The sequence below is a fragment of the Kribbella sp. NPDC051137 genome (assembly GCF_040682535.1).
GTDB classification, from domain to species: Bacteria; Actinomycetota; Actinomycetes; order Propionibacteriales; family Kribbellaceae; genus Kribbella; species Kribbella karoonensis.
On the sequence record NZ_JBFBBI010000009.1, the window covers coordinates 155,301 to 171,195 of the forward strand.

15 protein-coding genes are annotated in these 15,895 nt (G+C 68.8%); 7 read left to right on the forward strand and 8 right to left on the reverse strand.

Features of this window, described 5'->3' with window-relative positions; genetic code table 11:
• Positions 1-11: 11 nt before the first annotated feature.
• Positions 12-665 (forward strand): DUF5317 domain-containing protein, encoded by a 654-nt coding sequence (locus AB0M51_RS40685; RefSeq protein WP_344191423.1) that lies wholly within the window; start codon positions 12-14, stop codon positions 663-665.
• Here AB0M51_RS40685 and AB0M51_RS40690 read toward each other — a convergent pair.
• Both AB0M51_RS40690 and AB0M51_RS40695 read right to left on the reverse strand, forming a co-directional pair.
• Positions 627-1,904, reverse strand: a complete 1,278-nt coding sequence (locus tag AB0M51_RS40690) for an HD domain-containing phosphohydrolase (RefSeq protein ID WP_363754103.1) — start codon at positions 1,902-1,904, stop codon at positions 627-629. The two genes, AB0M51_RS40685 and AB0M51_RS40690, sit on opposite strands and share 39 nt — an antisense overlap.
• 2 nt (positions 1,905-1,906) lie before the next feature.
• Positions 1,907-3,103: an HD-GYP domain-containing protein gene (locus tag AB0M51_RS40695; protein ID WP_363754106.1), complete on the reverse strand. Its 1,197-nt coding sequence runs from the start codon at positions 3,101-3,103 to the stop codon at positions 1,907-1,909.
• A 754-nt stretch (positions 3,104-3,857) separates the two neighbouring features.
• Between AB0M51_RS40695 and AB0M51_RS40700 the strand changes: the two genes are divergently transcribed.
• Positions 3,858-6,311: a helix-turn-helix domain-containing protein gene (locus AB0M51_RS40700; RefSeq protein WP_344191429.1), complete on the forward strand. Its 2,454-nt coding sequence runs from the start codon at positions 3,858-3,860 to the stop codon at positions 6,309-6,311.
• A 13-nt stretch (positions 6,312-6,324) separates the two neighbouring features.
• Here AB0M51_RS40700 and rsrA read toward each other — a convergent pair whose 3' ends face one another.
• The 4 genes from rsrA to AB0M51_RS40720 all read right to left on the reverse strand — a co-directional run bounded on the left by rsrA (position 6,325) and on the right by AB0M51_RS40720 (position 9,101).
• The gene (gene rsrA, locus AB0M51_RS40705; RefSeq protein ID WP_344191431.1) at positions 6,325-6,606 is read right to left on the reverse strand and encodes a mycothiol system anti-sigma-R factor; all 282 of its coding nucleotides are present in this window, start codon (positions 6,604-6,606) and stop codon (positions 6,325-6,327) included.
• Positions 6,603-7,250, reverse strand: a complete 648-nt coding sequence (locus AB0M51_RS40710) for a sigma-70 family RNA polymerase sigma factor (protein WP_344191433.1) — start codon at positions 7,248-7,250, stop codon at positions 6,603-6,605. Before AB0M51_RS40710 ends, rsrA begins: the two co-directional genes overlap by 4 nt.
• Before the next feature lie 104 nt (positions 7,251-7,354).
• Complete coding sequence (locus tag AB0M51_RS40715; RefSeq protein ID WP_344191439.1) at positions 7,355-7,996, reverse strand: alpha/beta family hydrolase; 642 nt, start codon at positions 7,994-7,996, stop codon at positions 7,355-7,357.
• A gap of 319 nt (positions 7,997-8,315) precedes the next feature.
• The gene (locus AB0M51_RS40720; RefSeq protein WP_344202326.1) at positions 8,316-9,101 is read right to left on the reverse strand and encodes an SOS response-associated peptidase; all 786 of its coding nucleotides are present in this window, start codon (positions 9,099-9,101) and stop codon (positions 8,316-8,318) included.
• Positions 9,102-9,167: 66 nt separating this feature from the next.
• Between AB0M51_RS40720 and AB0M51_RS40725 the strand changes: the two genes are divergently transcribed.
• The 3 genes from AB0M51_RS40725 to AB0M51_RS40735 all read left to right on the forward strand — a co-directional run bounded on the left by AB0M51_RS40725 (position 9,168) and on the right by AB0M51_RS40735 (position 11,910).
• Positions 9,168-9,620 (forward strand): MarR family transcriptional regulator, encoded by a 453-nt coding sequence (locus AB0M51_RS40725; RefSeq protein ID WP_344202323.1) that lies wholly within the window; start codon positions 9,168-9,170, stop codon positions 9,618-9,620.
• A gap of 4 nt (positions 9,621-9,624) precedes the next feature.
• The gene (locus tag AB0M51_RS40730; protein ID WP_344202321.1) at positions 9,625-10,104 is read left to right on the forward strand and encodes a universal stress protein; all 480 of its coding nucleotides are present in this window, start codon (positions 9,625-9,627) and stop codon (positions 10,102-10,104) included.
• A gap of 84 nt (positions 10,105-10,188) precedes the next feature.
• The gene (locus tag AB0M51_RS40735) at positions 10,189-11,910 is read left to right on the forward strand and encodes an MFS transporter (protein WP_344202318.1); all 1,722 of its coding nucleotides are present in this window, start codon (positions 10,189-10,191) and stop codon (positions 11,908-11,910) included.
• Here the strand turns inward: AB0M51_RS40735 and AB0M51_RS40740 are convergent.
• The gene (locus tag AB0M51_RS40740) at positions 11,898-12,476 is read right to left on the reverse strand and encodes a helix-turn-helix domain-containing protein (RefSeq protein ID WP_344202315.1); all 579 of its coding nucleotides are present in this window, start codon (positions 12,474-12,476) and stop codon (positions 11,898-11,900) included. The genes AB0M51_RS40735 and AB0M51_RS40740 overlap by 13 nt on opposite strands.
• A 63-nt stretch (positions 12,477-12,539) precedes the next feature.
• Here AB0M51_RS40740 and AB0M51_RS40745 point away from each other — a divergent pair, with 63 nt between their 5' ends.
• Both AB0M51_RS40745 and AB0M51_RS40750 read left to right on the forward strand, forming a co-directional pair.
• Complete coding sequence (locus AB0M51_RS40745) at positions 12,540-13,748, forward strand: pyridoxal phosphate-dependent aminotransferase (protein ID WP_344202312.1); 1,209 nt, start codon at positions 12,540-12,542, stop codon at positions 13,746-13,748.
• Positions 13,749-13,757: 9 nt separating this feature from the next.
• Complete coding sequence (locus AB0M51_RS40750; RefSeq protein WP_363754116.1) at positions 13,758-14,783, forward strand: ATP-grasp domain-containing protein; 1,026 nt, start codon at positions 13,758-13,760, stop codon at positions 14,781-14,783.
• A 61-nt stretch (positions 14,784-14,844) separates the two neighbouring features.
• On the opposite strand, the gene AB0M51_RS40755 is transcribed toward AB0M51_RS40750, so the two are convergent.
• Positions 14,845-15,657 (reverse strand): hypothetical protein, encoded by an 813-nt coding sequence (locus tag AB0M51_RS40755; RefSeq protein WP_344202309.1) that lies wholly within the window; start codon positions 15,655-15,657, stop codon positions 14,845-14,847.
• Positions 15,658-15,895 lie beyond the last annotated feature (238 nt).

Here is a 15,895-nt window from a genome sequence, read left to right on the forward strand (position 1 = left end):
GAATCACCCCCGTGCTGCTGGTCCTCCTCGTCATGGTGCTCGCGTGCGGGGCGGCACTCGCGACCGGCGGACGCTTCGGCAACCTGGCCGGCAACACGTTGACCGGCGTCCATTGGCTCGCTGCGGCAGCGATCGGCCAGCTTCTCGGCTCCCTCATCGGCGGTACGGCGTACCCGGTCGGGCTGATCGGATCCGCCGTCTGCATCGCGGTCTTCCTGCGTCTGAACCTGCGACATCCCGGCGTCGGCCTGCTGGCGTTGGGCTTCTTCTGCAACGCGGTCGTCGTCGCACTGAACGGCGCGATGCCCGTCTCCCTGCGCGCCTTGGAACGCGCGGGCGTCGGCGCCGCGGTCATCACGGACGCCCGCCACGAGATCGCCGGCCCGACGACCCGCCTGCGCTGGCTGGGAGACGTCGTACCCGTGGCCCTTCCGAACCTGGGTCAGGCGATCAGCCCAGGCGACGTGTTGATCGCCGCCGGCGCCGGGCTGCTGCTGTACGCCGGCATGGGCGCCGACGGCCGCGTCCCCGCGTCGACCGCCCCGGTCTGGGACGACCTCGAACCGTGCGCCGGTACTCCGGCCCTGCTCCAGCTCTCCGCCAAGGCTGGCCGCGAGCTCTCCTCCTCAGAAGCGGAAGCCGCGCCCGACGACCCGCCGGAGTGAGTCCACCACCACCGGGTCGTACTCCGCCCCGATCCCCAGCCCGATCGACTCCATCGCCTTGTCCGGCGACTGCCCCGACCCTTCCCCCACCAGCTGCTCGTAGGCCAGCGCAACGTTCACGATCCCGCTCTCCACCGGGATCGACGAGTCGTTCGCCCGCCCGTGCCGGTACGGATCGTTGGAGTGCCGCACGATCTCGGCCACATGGTCCAGCACCCCCGACCGCTCGATCACCGCCGCCCCGATCTCCGCCGCCCGCTGCCGCTCCTCCCGGGTCCGCAACAACGAAGCCCCACCAGGACTCGGATCCGCCAACGCCAACTGCCCCACCCCGGACAGCAACGCCGCATACTCCAGCGCCTCCATCCGCGCCGGCGTCAGCCCCAGATCGTTCCCGATCGCCACCGCCAGCGCCGCGGTCCGCGCATTCTGCCCCGGACTACTGAACCCAGCAATCTCCGTACTCCGAGCCATCGACCGCACCGTCGTCCGATAAGTCCGCTGCGCCGACGAATACCGCCGGAATGCGAACTGGGTGAACAGCAACGGCACCAGCACCAACGGTGGCGCCCAGAGGCCGACGATCGACGTTCCTGCCGCGAGCAGCATGCCGCTGATGGCCATGGCCATCCCAATCCGTGCGGTCACACCGAGCTCATCGCGTAACGCCGCGGGGAACGGCTTGCTGTTCCGCTCGGTGGCCTGTCCCGCTCCGACAATGGCATCGAGGGCTGCCGCCGACGAGACCGCGAGCAGCATCGCCCCGCCCAACGGCAGCGCGTGCTGCACGGAACCGTCCCACAAAAGCTCATCAGGGGCGATCGCGGCGAAGACCACCGCGGCCGCACCGACCGACAGCAGTCGACGGCACGAGACGACGGCGTCCCACCAGAGTCCGGCGATGATCCGTGGCAGCACACCGATGGCGGTGGCAACCACCGTCACGGCCACGATCTGCGCGACCTCCGGGGGGACCGGCACGTCCGGAGGTCGCAGCAGGCAGTAACCAAGAGCGGCACTCGTCGCGATCGGGGCCCGGTTGCGCGTCAGATCGACCCTGAACTGAACCATCTCGCCGACGGCGATCAGCACCCCGAAGGTGAGTGCGACCGGCCAGTCGGTGACCCCACGGTGGGCGGTCATGGCGATACCCATGATCCCGAGCACGGCGCCCGCGACCAGGATCACCACACCGCTTCCGGAACTCCGGTACCCGAGCCCCTCGGTCTCACTCGACACACTCATTCCGGTCCGGCCGCCGATCCGGTGGCGCCGCCGCCGCTGCCGAGACTCAAGTCGTCGTGATCAATGGGCGTGACGTGCTCCGCGTTCGGGGCAGGCTGCTCAACCGCGGCGGGCCTCCAGCCGTCGCGTTCGAGAACCTCGACGAACGCGTCGACGAGTCCTGGATCGAAGTGGGTGTACCTGTCCTGCCGCAGGATCGCGATCGTCTCGGCCACGGTGCGCGCAGGTCGGTACGACCGCGTCGAGGTCAGCGAGTCGAAGGCGTCGACGATCCCGATGATCCGCGCGAAGTACGGAATGTTCGTGCCGCTCAGCCCCGCCGGATACCCCGTCCCGTCGTACTTCTCGTGATGGTGGAGGACCGCGGACTTGACCTCCTCGAGGAACGGAATGTTCCCGATCAGCTCGACTCCTCGAGCGGGATGCAGCCGGATCGCGTCCATCTCGGAGTCGTCCAGCCGCCCAGGTTTACGAATGATGCTCGTCGGCACGCCGACCTTCCCGACATCGTGCAGAAGTCCGGCGTGTTCCAGCGCCTGCTGCCGGTCACTCGGCAACTCCAACTGCCGGCCGAGCATACCGACGCCTTCGCTGACCCGCTCGGAATGGCCACGGGTGTACAGGTCCTTGGTCTCGATGACCTGAATGAACGCGCGGAGTGTCGCGGCCTGCGCCTTCTGCTCAGCCTCGTACTGCGACAACGCCCAGCGGGCAACCAGCAGCGGGCCGAGGATGAGTACCCCGGCGATGATGTTCAGTCCGCCGATCCAGATCACGCCCATCGACAGGCCCAGCAGTCCGTATCCGAGTACCGGGATCGCGGTCGTCCGGACAACGTACCGAAGAAACTCCCGAACCCCGTTCGGGCCGCGTTCCAAGCCGAGCACCATCGAGATCAACAGAGCATTCACCAGTTGCAGCGCGACGCTCGCTACGGTCGTCGCCATGATGGCACCCGGGATCCGGTCCAGCACCTCGGCTCCCACAGGACCGCCGAGAGCGGCGTACGCGAGCGCGCCGCCACCGGCCGACAGCACACGCTGAGCACTGTTGAAGATGCGTTTGATCGCCGGCGCCGGGGCTTGAACGAGGGATCCAGCTGCGGCGACCACAACCGCGGCGCCTGGCCCCGCAATGACATAGACCGCGACGAGAACAACGGACACCAGTTCGATCTGTCGCTGTGTGTGCACCGATCGCAGCGAGCTCGCGACGAGCGCGACAACACACAGCCCAGCTACAACCAGGGGGTTATCGAGGCTCGACAGCGCCAGACCCAACGCTGCGAGAGCAGCAGCCGCTGTCACCGAGACAACGAGCCGCAGCGTCCCGACCCGAGGGCGCCACGTCATCCCATGCCCTCCACGACAGAAGGTTCACCAGTCCCAGACGTCGCCGGTCATAATACGTCACCTCCGATCAGCGGTCGCGGTCTTACGTACGGCGATCACCGGACGTAGGGGGCAGACAGCTCTTCGCTGACTCGTCTCAATTTTGCTCATCAGGCCCGCGCCGAAACACTGTAAGCCCAACCGTGACCCGCCGGAGAACGTGAGGAACCCGGCATGGTATGAGAGACTGTGACTCTTTGCAGTTGTTTCAAGGAGGCTTAGGAATGGGAAAGACCGGCCGGAAGCGCCGTGCACGCAAGAAGAAGGGCGCAAACCACGGCAAGCGCCCCAACGCCTGACGCAGGCGGCTACAGACAGCGAGGACCTCGGAGAAATCCGGGGTCTTTGCGATTTGGTCACAGGTTTAGAGCAGACCAGCTAATCAGAGGTCCTGTATTCGAAGAGTCTTCAGTCGCATACTTAATGCGATCTTTCAAACGATCGTTGGACCTTCGGCGCTCCCTGTGGACAACCGGCAGCACGCGGTGGCGGATCCCCCTAGAGTTAGCTCCGGAAGTTTCCGGTACTGACCGATATGGATCCGAGGAGGGCGGGAGTGAACGAGCCGGCTACGCCGACGCTGAGCGAGCTGCTCCGTACCTTCCGTACTCGTGCCGGTCTCACCCAGGCCGCCCTCGCCGAGCAGGCCGGCCTCAGCGAACAAGCCATCAGCGTCCTGGAACGCGGCACCCGCAGCCGCCCACGCGCCGACACCGTCCGGGCCCTCGTCCAGGCACTCGCCCTGACACCCTCCGAAGCCGACCAGTTCCGCACCGTTGCCCGCGGCAAGCTCGGCAAGCCGCGCACGCAGCCGAAGGATCCCGCGACCGACCAGGCCCCGACTCCCTGGCAGCTGCCACCTGCCGCCCCGGACTTCACCGGCCGCGCCGCGCAGGTGGGCGCAATCCTTTCAGTACTTCGCGATCCGCCGTCCGTCGGGCTCGTCGCCATCACCGGGATGGGCGGCATCGGCAAGACCACTTTGGCCGTCCACGCCGCCCACAAACTGGCCGACAGCTACCCGGACGGCCACCTCTACCTGAACCTCCGCGGCTACGGCCCGGGCGAGCCGATGACTCCGACGGACGCCCAGCGTCACCTGCTGCGCTCGCTCGGGTCCGACGTGGCCTCGATCCCCGACAACGTCGACGAGGCAACGGCCTTGTTGCGGAGCCAACTGGCCGGCCGGCGTGTGCTCATGCTGCTCGACAACGCGGCGGACATCACCCAGGTGCTGCCGCTGCTGCCGGGGCATGCAGGGTCCTCGGCGATCATCACCAGCCGGGGCTCGTTCGCCAATCTCCCGGGTGCCCGGCAGATCCTGCTGGACGCCCTGTCGGAATCGGAGTCGGTCGATCTGCTGGCGGGGGTGATCGGCCAGACCCGGGTCGTCGCCGAGCCCGGCGCCACGGAGGTCCTCGCCAGGTACGCCGGCCGTCTACCGCTGGCGATCCGCTTGGTCGGCGGCCGGCTCGCAACCCGGCCGACCTGGCCGATCCAGCACTTCGTCGACCTGCTGAAGGACGAGGAACGCCGCCTCGACAGCCTCGGCTCCGACGAGACCGGCGTACGCGCCAGCATCGCCAGCTCCGTGCATTTCCTGGAAAGCAGCGACCGCGACCTCGACCGCCAGGCGGCTGCAGCCCTACCGTGGCTGGCGATACCGGACGGCTCCGACATCACGACCGGCGTCGCGGCCGCGCTGCTCGAGGTCCCGCTCAGCCGCGCCGTCTCGATCGTCGAGCGCCTCGTCGACCTGAATCTGCTGGAATCCCTCGCCCCAGCGCGCTATCGCTTCCACGACCTCATCCGGGCCTACGGCCGGGAACTCGCCGAGCGGATCGGTTCGCCGGCCGAGCGTGAGGACGCACTGGATCGAGTTCTCCGGTACTACATCGAGGCAGGCTGGACTGCACAAACCTTCACGCACCCGACCAGCCCAAGGCTGCCCTTGGCGACTGCTGGAGTCAGCGGGCTGCTTCCGAGCTTCAGCAGCCGGGAACTGGCCTTGCGCTGGTTGGACGCGGAGCAGCGCAACCTCATGGACCGCTATCGGCAGATCCGCCAGTCGGGTCACGGGGACAGTGCGCTGCTCGCGGAGCTGCCACTTGCACTGTTCGGCTATCTCGAGTCCCGACGACGGTGGCAGGAGATGCGTGAGCTCGGGGCCGGCGCCGCAGAACTCGCCCGCCGGCACGGCCGACTAGCGACCGCCGCTTGGCTGCAGCACGACAGCGCCATCCCGGACGCCGAGAACGGTGCCGTCGGCGCGGCAATCGACACCATCCAGGTCGCCCTGCAGATGTTCGCCGCGATCGACGATCTCTTCGGTCAGGCACGGTGCTGCTCGTCCCTTGCCTACCTGCTCGGCATGGAGGGGCAGATCGACGACGCGCTGGCGTACGGGCGAATCGCACTGTCGTTGAGCCGAACGATCCATGACTCGACCCTCGAGGGAGTCGCGCTGATCGCGGTCGGCAGCCTCTACGACCGCATCGGAGACTTCGCCCGGGCGGACGAGGCCTTCGCCGCAGGCATCGCGCTGGCCGAGCGGGCAGGTGACACCCGAGCAGTCTTCAAACGGCGCGCTAACGCGGCCTTCGCCCATGTCCAGGTCGGTCGGTACGCGGAGGCAGTCCAGATGGGCCTCGCCGGCCTTGGTCTTGTCGAGCAGGCAGGCGATGCCACCTTTCAGGCCGAGGCGCACCACACTCTCGCGATCGCGTACGCCGCTCAGGGAGACTTCAGCACGGCCGTCAGCCACGTCGAGGCCGGCCTGCAGACGACGCTCATCACTCACGACACCGAGCGAGAAGGGCGGCTGTACGTCGAGTTGGCGAGAATCGAGGCCGCGAGGAACAACACGGCCTCCGCGAACGAGCAGTTGAACAAGGCCATCACGCTGCTTCAGAACGCACCCAAGGTTTACCTCGCAGATGCGCGCCGGCTACTGGAAAAACTCCACCGTGGAGAAAAGGCCGACTACGAGATCCCCACCTTCGCGCTCTGACCTGATTACCAAATCAGTCGGTGGTGGTGATGGTGGTCGTTTCTATTTGGATTTGGGTGAGGCGGAGGAGGATTTTCTGGCGGAGGGCGTCGGGGGCGTGGTCGGAGCCGCAGGAGCGGTGGACCAGTTTCTTGACGCAGCGTTCCAGGTCGTACTCGTCGAGGCACGGGGCGCACTCTTCGAGGTGCTGGCGGATCTCTTCGGAACTGGCGTCTTCGAGTTCGTTGTCGATGAAGACGTAGACCCGCTGCAGGATCTCCCCGCAGTCGGCGTCGTGGGGCTCGCCGCAGCTCACGACTCCTCCTTCTCCGCGGTCGCGTCGGAGTCCGACGTCGCCGCGTCCGTGCTGTCGTCCGGCGGGATCAGGCCGCGATCCCGGGCGTAGTCGCCGAGCAGGTCGCGCAGCTGGCGCCGGCCGCGGTGCAGCCGCGACATCACGGTACCGACCGGGGTGCCCATGATCTCGGCGATCTCCTTGTAGGCGAAACCTTCGACGTCGGCCAGGTAGACGGCCAGCCGGAAGTCCTCCGGGATGGCCTGCAGGGCGGACTTCACGTCGGAGTCGGGCAGGTGCTCGAGAGCGACCGCCTCGGCCGACTTGAGGCCGCCGGGAGTGTGCGACTCGGCAGCGGTCAGCTGCCAGTCCTCGATCTCCTCGGTCGGCGATTGCGTCGGCTGCCGCTGACGCTTCCGGTATCCGTTGATGAAGGTGTTCGTCAGGATCCGGTACAGCCAGGCCTTCAGGTTCGTGCCCGGCGTGAACTGGTGGAACGAGCTGTACGCCTTGGCGAAGGTGTCCTGCACCAGGTCCTCGGCGTCCGACGGATTACGGGTCATCCGCATCGCCGCGGCGTACATCTGGTCCAGGAACGGCAGCGCTTCGCGCTCGAACCGCGCGGTGCGCTGCTCGGGAGTCTCGGTCGTGGTGGGAGTCGGCATCGGGATCGAGAATACCGGGATCTTCCCAGAAGTCCTCGCCGGAGCCTCGCTCGTCGCCATCATGACCGTCACAACACGCCCGGCCACGGGGGCATTCCCGGGTGCTAGCCGGACACCTCGCGGCCGACCCATTCGAACACAGCTTCGACCAGCAGGTCGTACGTCTCCTGCTGGTCGAGCTCGGCGCGCTTCGGCACCTTGAAGGAGTGGTCGGCGTCCGGTACGACGGCCATCTCGGTCAGCGGCGGGAACTCCTCCGGCGTACCGAAGGGGTCCCGCTCCCCCTGCACGACCAGCGTCGGCAGCCCGGCGCCGAGCAGCTCGTCGACCCGCGACTTCTCCGGCTTCCCGGGGGCATGCAGCGGAAAGGCCAACGCCAGTACGCCGGAAGCACCGAGGCTGCTCGCGGTCCGGCAGGCCACCCGGGCGCCGGCGCTCCGCCCGCCGATCACCAGCGGCGTACGGACCCGGAGCTGCCCGATGATCGCGATCCACGCCTCGTCGAGCACCTTGGGCGCCGGGGCGAGCTTCTTGCCCGCGCGCCGCCAGGGCTGCTCGATCAGGAACACGTTGATGTCCTGCTTCGGCAGTCGCGCGGCCAGTGCGGCCAGGTCGCCCGACTCGATCCCGGCCCCGGCACCGTGACCGAGGGCCAGCGTCGCCACCGGGCGGCGGGCGCGGTGCGCCACGATCCGGGCCTCGCCGTGCGGCGTCCCCACAATCCGTTCGTCGGTCACCCGCCCCATCCTGTCATCACCCACCCCGCGATCCCCGACCACACACCCGGCGACGACGCCGCGGTTGCCCCCTCAAGTGGAGGGTTGCCCCCTGGAATTCCAACGGGGCAACCCCCCACTTCAGGGGCCAACCCCTCAAGTGGAGGGTTGTACGGGACGGGTTGTGCGCAAGCTGTCGGCCCGCCGGAACCGGGGAAGGCGCCGGGGGTTGCACGCGGGACGCGGGCGGCGTGCGGGCGGGGCGCGGAGTACGCGGCGTGCGGGGGGTGCGGGGGGGGGTGCAGGGGGTGCGGGGGCTGAAGGCGGAGTGTGCGGGGGGGTGGGTGGGTCAGAAGAGGGTGGTGGGGGTGTCTTGGGGGTCTTCGGCGTCGGGTGGGAGGGGGTCGAGGAGGTGGGGGCCGTTGTTCTTGACGGAGCTGACCGCCTTCGAGACGGCGTATGCCTCGAGGCGGCCCGGGGCGGCGGGGACGAGGAGTTCGAGCAGGTCGTCGGGGTCCGAGGACAGCGGGTCGAGCCAGGCGTCGTACCGCTCGCGTTCGACGAGCAGCGGCATCCGGTCGTGGATCCGGCCGAGGTCGTCGGTGGCCGAGGTGGTCAGCACCGTGCAGGTCCAGAGCCAGGCCGCGTCCTGCTCCGGGTCGGCGACCGACTTGTCCCGCCAGATCTCGTACAGCCCGGCCATCGCGAGCACGCTGCCGTCCGGCGGGTGGATGAAGTACGGCTGCTTGACGGGCTTGCCGTTCAGCTTCTCCTCGGCGGTGTACCACTCGTAGTACCCGTCGGCGGGGAGGATGCAGCGGCGGCTCTGGAACGCCTTCTTGAACGCGGGCTTCTCCGCCACGGTCTCCATCCGGGCGTTGATCAGCCGGCTGCCGATCGAGGTGTCCTTCGCCCAGGACGGCACCAGCCCCCACTTGACCGTGGTCAGCTTCCGCACCGTGGTGTCCGGCTGCTCGCGGTCCTTGCGCTCGACCACCGCCATCACCTGGTTGGTCGGCGCGACGTTGTAGTTCTCGCCGAGCTCCTCGACCGACTCGCGCACGTTGCCGGCCTCGATCTCGAACTCGGCGACGAGGTCCGACGGCGACCGGCTGGAGGCATACCTACCGCACATGAGGACCAGCCTAGACCGGGGCCGTTCACATAGTCTGATCTATATAACTGTGCCTATACTTGTCGCATGAGTACTCGGACGGCCACGATCGGCGAGGCGTTGTTCGGGCTGGCCACGGTCGCGATCCGGCGCCGGCCGCGGACGCTGAGCCTGACCGCCGCCTCGGTGCTGTCGACGCTGGAACGCACCGGCCCGCGGCGGCTGACCGACCTGGCCGTCAGCGAAGAGGTGACCCAGCCGTCGATGACCGCGCTGGTCACCCAGCTCGCCGACCAGGGCCTGGCCGAGCGCCGCCGGGACGCGGCCGACGCCCGCGTGGTGCTCGTCGCGATCACCGCCGCCGGTAGCCGCCGGCTGCGCGACATGCGGGCCGAGGGCGCGGCCACGATCACCGACCTGATCGACAAGCTCGACGACTCCGACGCCGACGCGCTGCACGACGCCACCCCCGCACTCCTCCGCCTGATCCAGTTGGCGGGCGAGGACCAGGACAGCCGCACCCCGTTGCCGAAGAGGTGACCAGATGAACTACGACGCCGAAGCCCGGCGCACTTCCCACCCGCCGATCCGCCGCCTCGGGGAACCGGCGATCGTCGTCGGCCTCGACGGCTCCGGCACCAGTTGGGACGCGTTCGCCTGGGCGGCCGGCGAGGCGCAGCGCACCGACGGCCGCCTGGTCGCGGTCTACGTGATGCCGTACGCCGATCCGACCGCCGCCCTCGGTGTTCCGTACGACTACGCCGCCGCGCAGGACAACCGCGAGCAACTGGCCGCCGAGATCGAGGCGGAAGCGGAACGCCGCGCGCAGGAGACCGGCGTACAGCTGAGCTTCGTCAGCGAGTTCGGCGACGCGATCGGCACGCTGTCGAACGTGGCACGGGAGGTCGACGCGCGACTGGTCGTGGTCGGCCGGTCGGCGAAGCGCTGGCACCGGCTGACCGGTTCCCTGGGCCACCGGCTCACCTGCCGCAAGGACGCCCCGGTCGTCGTCGTGGTGCCGTGACCACCCCACCGGAGGTCGGCCTCCGGGTAGCGAGATATACTTAGCATTGCTAAGCAATTTTCTCTCTCCTGGGGAAGTGCTGTTGTGACTTCACGTCGTTTCTCGGTCGAGAAGGACCACCCTCGGTACAAGTGGGTGGCACTGTCCAACACGACGCTGGGCGTCCTGATGGCGACGGTGAACTCGTCGATCGTGATCATCTCGCTGCCGGACATCTTCCGCGGCATCAAGCTCGACCCGCTGCGACCGGGCAACGTCAGCTACCTGCTCTGGATGCTGATGGGCTTCCTGGTGGTGACCGCCGTACTGGTCGTCACGCTCGGCCGGCTCGGCGACATCTACGGCCGGGTGAGGATCTACAACCTCGGATTCCTGGTCTTCACGATCGGCTCCCTGGCATTGGTGTTCGATCCGCTGACGCAGGGAGCCGGTGCGCTCTGGCTGATCGTCTGGCGGGTCGTCCAAGGTGTCGGCGCCGCGATGCTGTTCGCGAACTCCACCGCGATCCTCACCGACGCGTTCCCGGCGGACCGCCGCGGTTTCGCGCTCGGGATCAACCAGGTGGCCGCGATCGGCGGCTCGTTCATCGGGCTGATCGTCGGCGGCGTCCTGGCGCCGGTCGACTGGCGGCTCGTCTTCTTCGTCTCGGTCCCGTTCGGCCTGCTCGGCACGGTCTGGTCGTACCACAGCCTGCGCGAGACCAGCGCCCGTACGGCGGCCCGGATCGACTGGTGGGGCAACGCGTTGTTCGGGGTCGGCGTGACCGCGATCCTGGTCGCGATCACGTACGGGATCCAGCCGTACGGCGGGCACGAGATGGGCTGGACCAGTCCGTGGGTCCTCGGCGGGCTGATCGCCGGACTCGTTCTGCTGGTGGCGTTCTGCATCGTCGAGTCGCGGACGACGGATCCGATGTTCGACATGTCGCTGTTCCGGATCCAGGCGTTCTCCGCGGGCAATCTCGCAGGCCTTCTGTCGTCGGTCAGCCGTGGCGGACTGCAGTTCATGCTGATCATCTGGCTGCAGGGCATCTGGCTGCCGCTGCATGGCTACAGCTTCGAGAGCACGCCGTTGTGGGCCGGCATCTACCTGCTGCCGTTGACGATCGCGTTCCTGATCGCGGGACCGCTGTCGGGCTACTTCTCCGACCGCCTCGGCGCTCGCACTCTGGCGACCGGCGGGCTGATTCTGGTCGCCGTGAGCTTCGCCGGATTGATGGCGCTGCCAACGGACTTCAGCTACTGGGCGTTCGCCGGCCTGCTGGTCCTGAACGGCGTCGGCTCCGGCCTGTTCTCGGCGCCGAACACCACCGCGATCATGAACAGCGTGCCGGCCAACCGCCGCGGCGCGGCGTCCGGCATGCGCGGCACATTCCTGAACTCCGGTACGTCGCTGTCGATCGGCGTGTTCTTCACGATGATGATCGCCGGGCTGGCGACGACGCTGCCGCGGACGCTCACCGACGGGCTGCACGCGCACGGCGTACCGCAGGCCGTTGCCGCGGGCATCGGGAACCAGCCGCCGGTCGGCAGCCTGTTCGCGGCGTTCCTCGGGTACAACCCGATCGGCACCGCGCTGAACGCCGTACCGGCGTCGGCGATCAAGGGCGCTGACCTGGGCACGCTGACCAGCAAGCAGTTCTTCCCGGAGCTGATCTCCGGGCCGTTCCACCACGGTCTGGTGATCGTGTTCGCGGTGGCGATCGCGATGTCGCTGGTCGGCGCGGCGGCGTCGCTGTTCCGCGGACCGCGGTACATCCACCTGGAGCCGCAGCCCGAAGCGGTGCCGGCGGTTCAGGAGTCCTGAACGATCACGTGGCCGTCGTCGATCGCGGTGGCCAGGGTCGTCCGGCCGGCCAGCAGTTCGTCGGCGATCTTCGCCGCGATCGTGACCACCGCGTCCGGCTCAGCCTCCGGTACGACGGCCATCGACTCGAGGTCGACCCGGCAGCTGCTGCCCTCGACCCGCAGCTCGACCACCCCGCCGAGCTCCCGCACCAGCGCGGCCAGCGGAAGCAGGTACCAGTGGTGCCGCACCGCGTCCGTCTCCTGGTGCGCGGCGAGCAAGGGACTCCCCCACGCCGCCAGCGCGGCCACGACCGGCACGAGCTCACGCCCGCGATCGGTGAGGTCGTACACCCGTACCGGTGCCGCCGGCGCGAAGGTCCGGCGCTCGACGACCCCGTCGGCCTCCAACTCCTTCAACCGGGCCGCGAGTACGTCGGTGCTGATCCCCGGCAGGTCCGCGTGCAGATCCGTGTACCGCCGCGGGCCGAACGCCAACTCCCGGACGATCAGCAGCGTCCAACGTTCGCCGATCACGTCGAGTCCACGGGCGACGGCGTCGTACTGCGCATAGCTCCGGCGAGGCATGCCCACCACCATAGCTTGGACCTCCCAAGCGCGTACTTGGAATAACCAAGTACGATGCCGCCCATGGAGTTCAGGCAGTCCACCAAGCTGACCGGCGTGTGCTACGAGATCCGCGGCCCCGTGGTCGAGCAGGCCAACGCCCTCGAGGCCGCCGGCCACAGCATCCTCCGGCTGAACATCGGCAACCCGGCGCCGTTCGGGTTCGCCGCTCCGGACGCGGTCGTCGCGGACCTGATCGCCCGGCTCCCGCAGGCCCACGGCTACACCGACGCACGCGGCATCAGCTCGGCCAGGCAGGCGCTGGCGAAGCACTACGCCGACCGCGGCATCCAGGGCCTCGACGAGCGGTCCGTGTACCTCGGCAACGGGGTGTCCGAGCTGGCCGGTATGGCGATCCAGGCGCTGGTCGACACCGGCGACGAGGTTCTCATCCCGAGCCCGGACTACCCGCTCTGGACCGCGGTCACCCGCTTCGCCGGTGGCGTTCCGGTGCACTACCGCTGCGACGAGGCAGCCGGCTGGCAGCCCGACCTCGACGACATCGCGGCGAAGATCACCTCGCGGACGAAGGCGATCGTGGTGATCAACCCGAACAACCCGACCGGAGCGGTCTACTCCCCCGACGTCCTGCGGCAGATCGCCGAGCTCGCCCGTCGGCACGAGTTGATGGTCTTCAGCGACGAGATCTACGAGCGGATCGTGTACGACGGCGCGAAGCACCACCACTTCGCCGCGCTGGCGCCCGACCTGGTCTGCCTGACCTTCGGCGGGCTGTCGAAGAGCCACCGGATCGCCGGCTTCCGGGCCGGCTGGCTGATCGTCTCCGGCCCGCGCGCGGCCGCGGCCAGCTACCTCGAGGGTCTGACCATGCTGGCCGGGATGCGGCTCTGCCCGAACGCGCTCGCCCAGCACGTGATCGAGGCCGCGCTGACCGACGACACGATCGACGATCTGGTCCGCCCGGGCGGCCGGCTCGAGACGCAGCGGACGACCGCCTGGCAGACGCTGAACGAACTTCCCGGCGTGTCCTGCGTCAAACCCCTCGGCGGTCTGTACGCGTTCCCGCGGATCGATCCGGAGGTGCACCGGATCAAGGACGACGAGCGGTTCGTGCTGGACCTGTTGCTCCGGGAGAAGATCCACATCGTCCAGGGCACCGGGTTCAACTGGCCGGACCCCGATCACGTCCGGATCGTGACGCTGCCGGAAGCTGGTGACCTGGAGGTCGCGATCCGCCGGATCGGCCGGTTCCTGGACAGCTACGAGCAGTAGGGAGACGTCATGCGAGTCGTGGTGCTGTGCGGCGGCGAGAGCTCGGAGCGGGACGTGTCCCGGTCGTCGGGCTGGGCGGTCGCGAAGGCGCTGACCGAGCGCGGCCACGAGGTCATGCTGATCGACCCGGCGGCGCCGGAGCCCATCCTGGCCAAGCAGGTGTCCGCCGACGATCCCGCCGTACCAGTGCCGTCGGCGCCACCGTCACCGTCGGAGCGGGCCGCGCTCAGGGAGCGGATGTACGCCGCCCTCACCGGTGGGCGTGTCCTGGAGGAGCTTCGGCGGGCCGAGCGGGTGTTCCTCGCGCTGCACGGTGGCTGGGGTGAGGACGGGCACGTGCAGGCGCTGCTCGAGCTGGCCGGCGTGCCGTTCACCGGTGCGGGCCACGACGTCTGCGCGGTCGCCTGGCACAAGGGCCGGTGCCAGGCCGTGCTCGAGGCGGCCGGGATCCCCGTGCCGCCGCGGGTGCTCTACAACGCGTCGGAGCAGCCCGAGCCGCCGGTCGCGGTCAAGGATCTGCTGGCCCGCGGACCGGTGGTGGTCAAGCCGGTCGCCGACGGGTCGAGTGTTGCCGTGCGCAAGGTCGACTCGCTGGAGGCGTTGCGGACCGACGGCGAAGTACTCGTCGAGCCCTTCCTGAGCGGCCGCGAGTTCACCGTCGCCGTGATCGGCGCGACGACACTGCCCGTGGTGGAGATCGAGCTGACCACGGCGGTGTTCGACTACGAGGCGAAGTACCAGCCGGGCGCGGTACGGGAGGTCTGCCCGGCCGACATACCGGACCACTTCGCCGAGCAACTGCAGGAGCTCGCGCTCCGGGCGCACCGGGCTCTCGGGTTCGGTACGACGTACTCCCGGGCCGACTTCCGCTGCGACGCCTCGGGTACGCCGTACTGCCTCGAGGTCAACGCGCTGCCGGGTCTCACACCGGGCAGCCTGGTCCCGGTCGCCGCGAAGGGCGCCGGGATCGGGTACGCCGAGCTCGTCGAACGGTTGCTGGCGGCAAGCGGCGGCGGATCGCCCACCCCGTGTTAGGCGATCCGCCGCCGGTTGAAGTGCGCCCGGGCGCCCCCCTGTAGGCGTCCGGACGCAGGTCTCAGGTTCTGGCCAGCTCGTCGAGGAGCCTCCCGGCCATGGCGTCGCTACCGGGCAGGCCCTCGATCCAGGTCCGGGCCAGCTGCGGTACGTCGGTGTCCAGCCGCCACTGGGTGATCAGGGCTCGTACCGTCGCGACCTGCTCCGGCAGGTTCGGCTCGCGGCCGACGAGCGCCGCCGCGCGGCGTGAGCCGACGCGGCCCAGTACGTCACCGCCGCAGAAGACGATCCGCAGGCATTCCGCGACGTCGACGAGCCGGAGCTCGCGGTCGAACGGCGATGTGCCTTCCGGATTGAGCGGTTCGACGACCACCAGTGCGTGGGTTTGCGGTACGGAAGTTCCACGGAATTCCGCCTCTCGGTAGAGCTCGCCCAGCCGGGACCGCAGGTGCGCCAGGCTGGACAGCCCGGTCAGCGGGTCCTCGCAGGACAGCGAGTGCAGGTAGACAAGAGATGCCTCGGCCCAGCTGGAACTGAGTGCGCGTACCGCGGCGAAAGCCGGCTCGCCCCCGGCGATCGAGCGGTACAGCGCACTCAGCCCATCAAGTGCCTCCACCAGCGAGACTCCATCGGCCGCGAGGCGGCGTCCGGTCTCGTCCGACGCAGGCACGACATCGGCACCGTCGGTGAGCGCCTCCGCGATTGCGAGATAGGCGCTGTGATCGGTACCAGCTGTGCCGAGCGGTTCCCTCCGGCCGCTCGGTTGCCCAGGTGACGACACTTCCGGCGCGATCCGGGCGGGCGACCCCGCCAGGTTCAGGGACTTGGCCGGACGCAGGTCGAGCCGTCGACGGATGTCCGCGAACAGCGACATGGTCCTCCTCAACTAGCCCCGTCAGTCTCCCGACCGGTCGGCCGGAAGCGTCGTACGCCGAAGAGACAGACGCCGTGACGGTTCATGACGCGGATTTCCAGAATTTTTTTGGCGTAACTTCTGCACTGGCGATGTCGTAAGGAAAGAGGCACAGTTTCCGCGTCATGGAAGATGCGCTGATCCGTCCTACGTGGGAGCCTTGTCTCCGGCGGTACGTGACGGTCCGTCACGTCGTCGT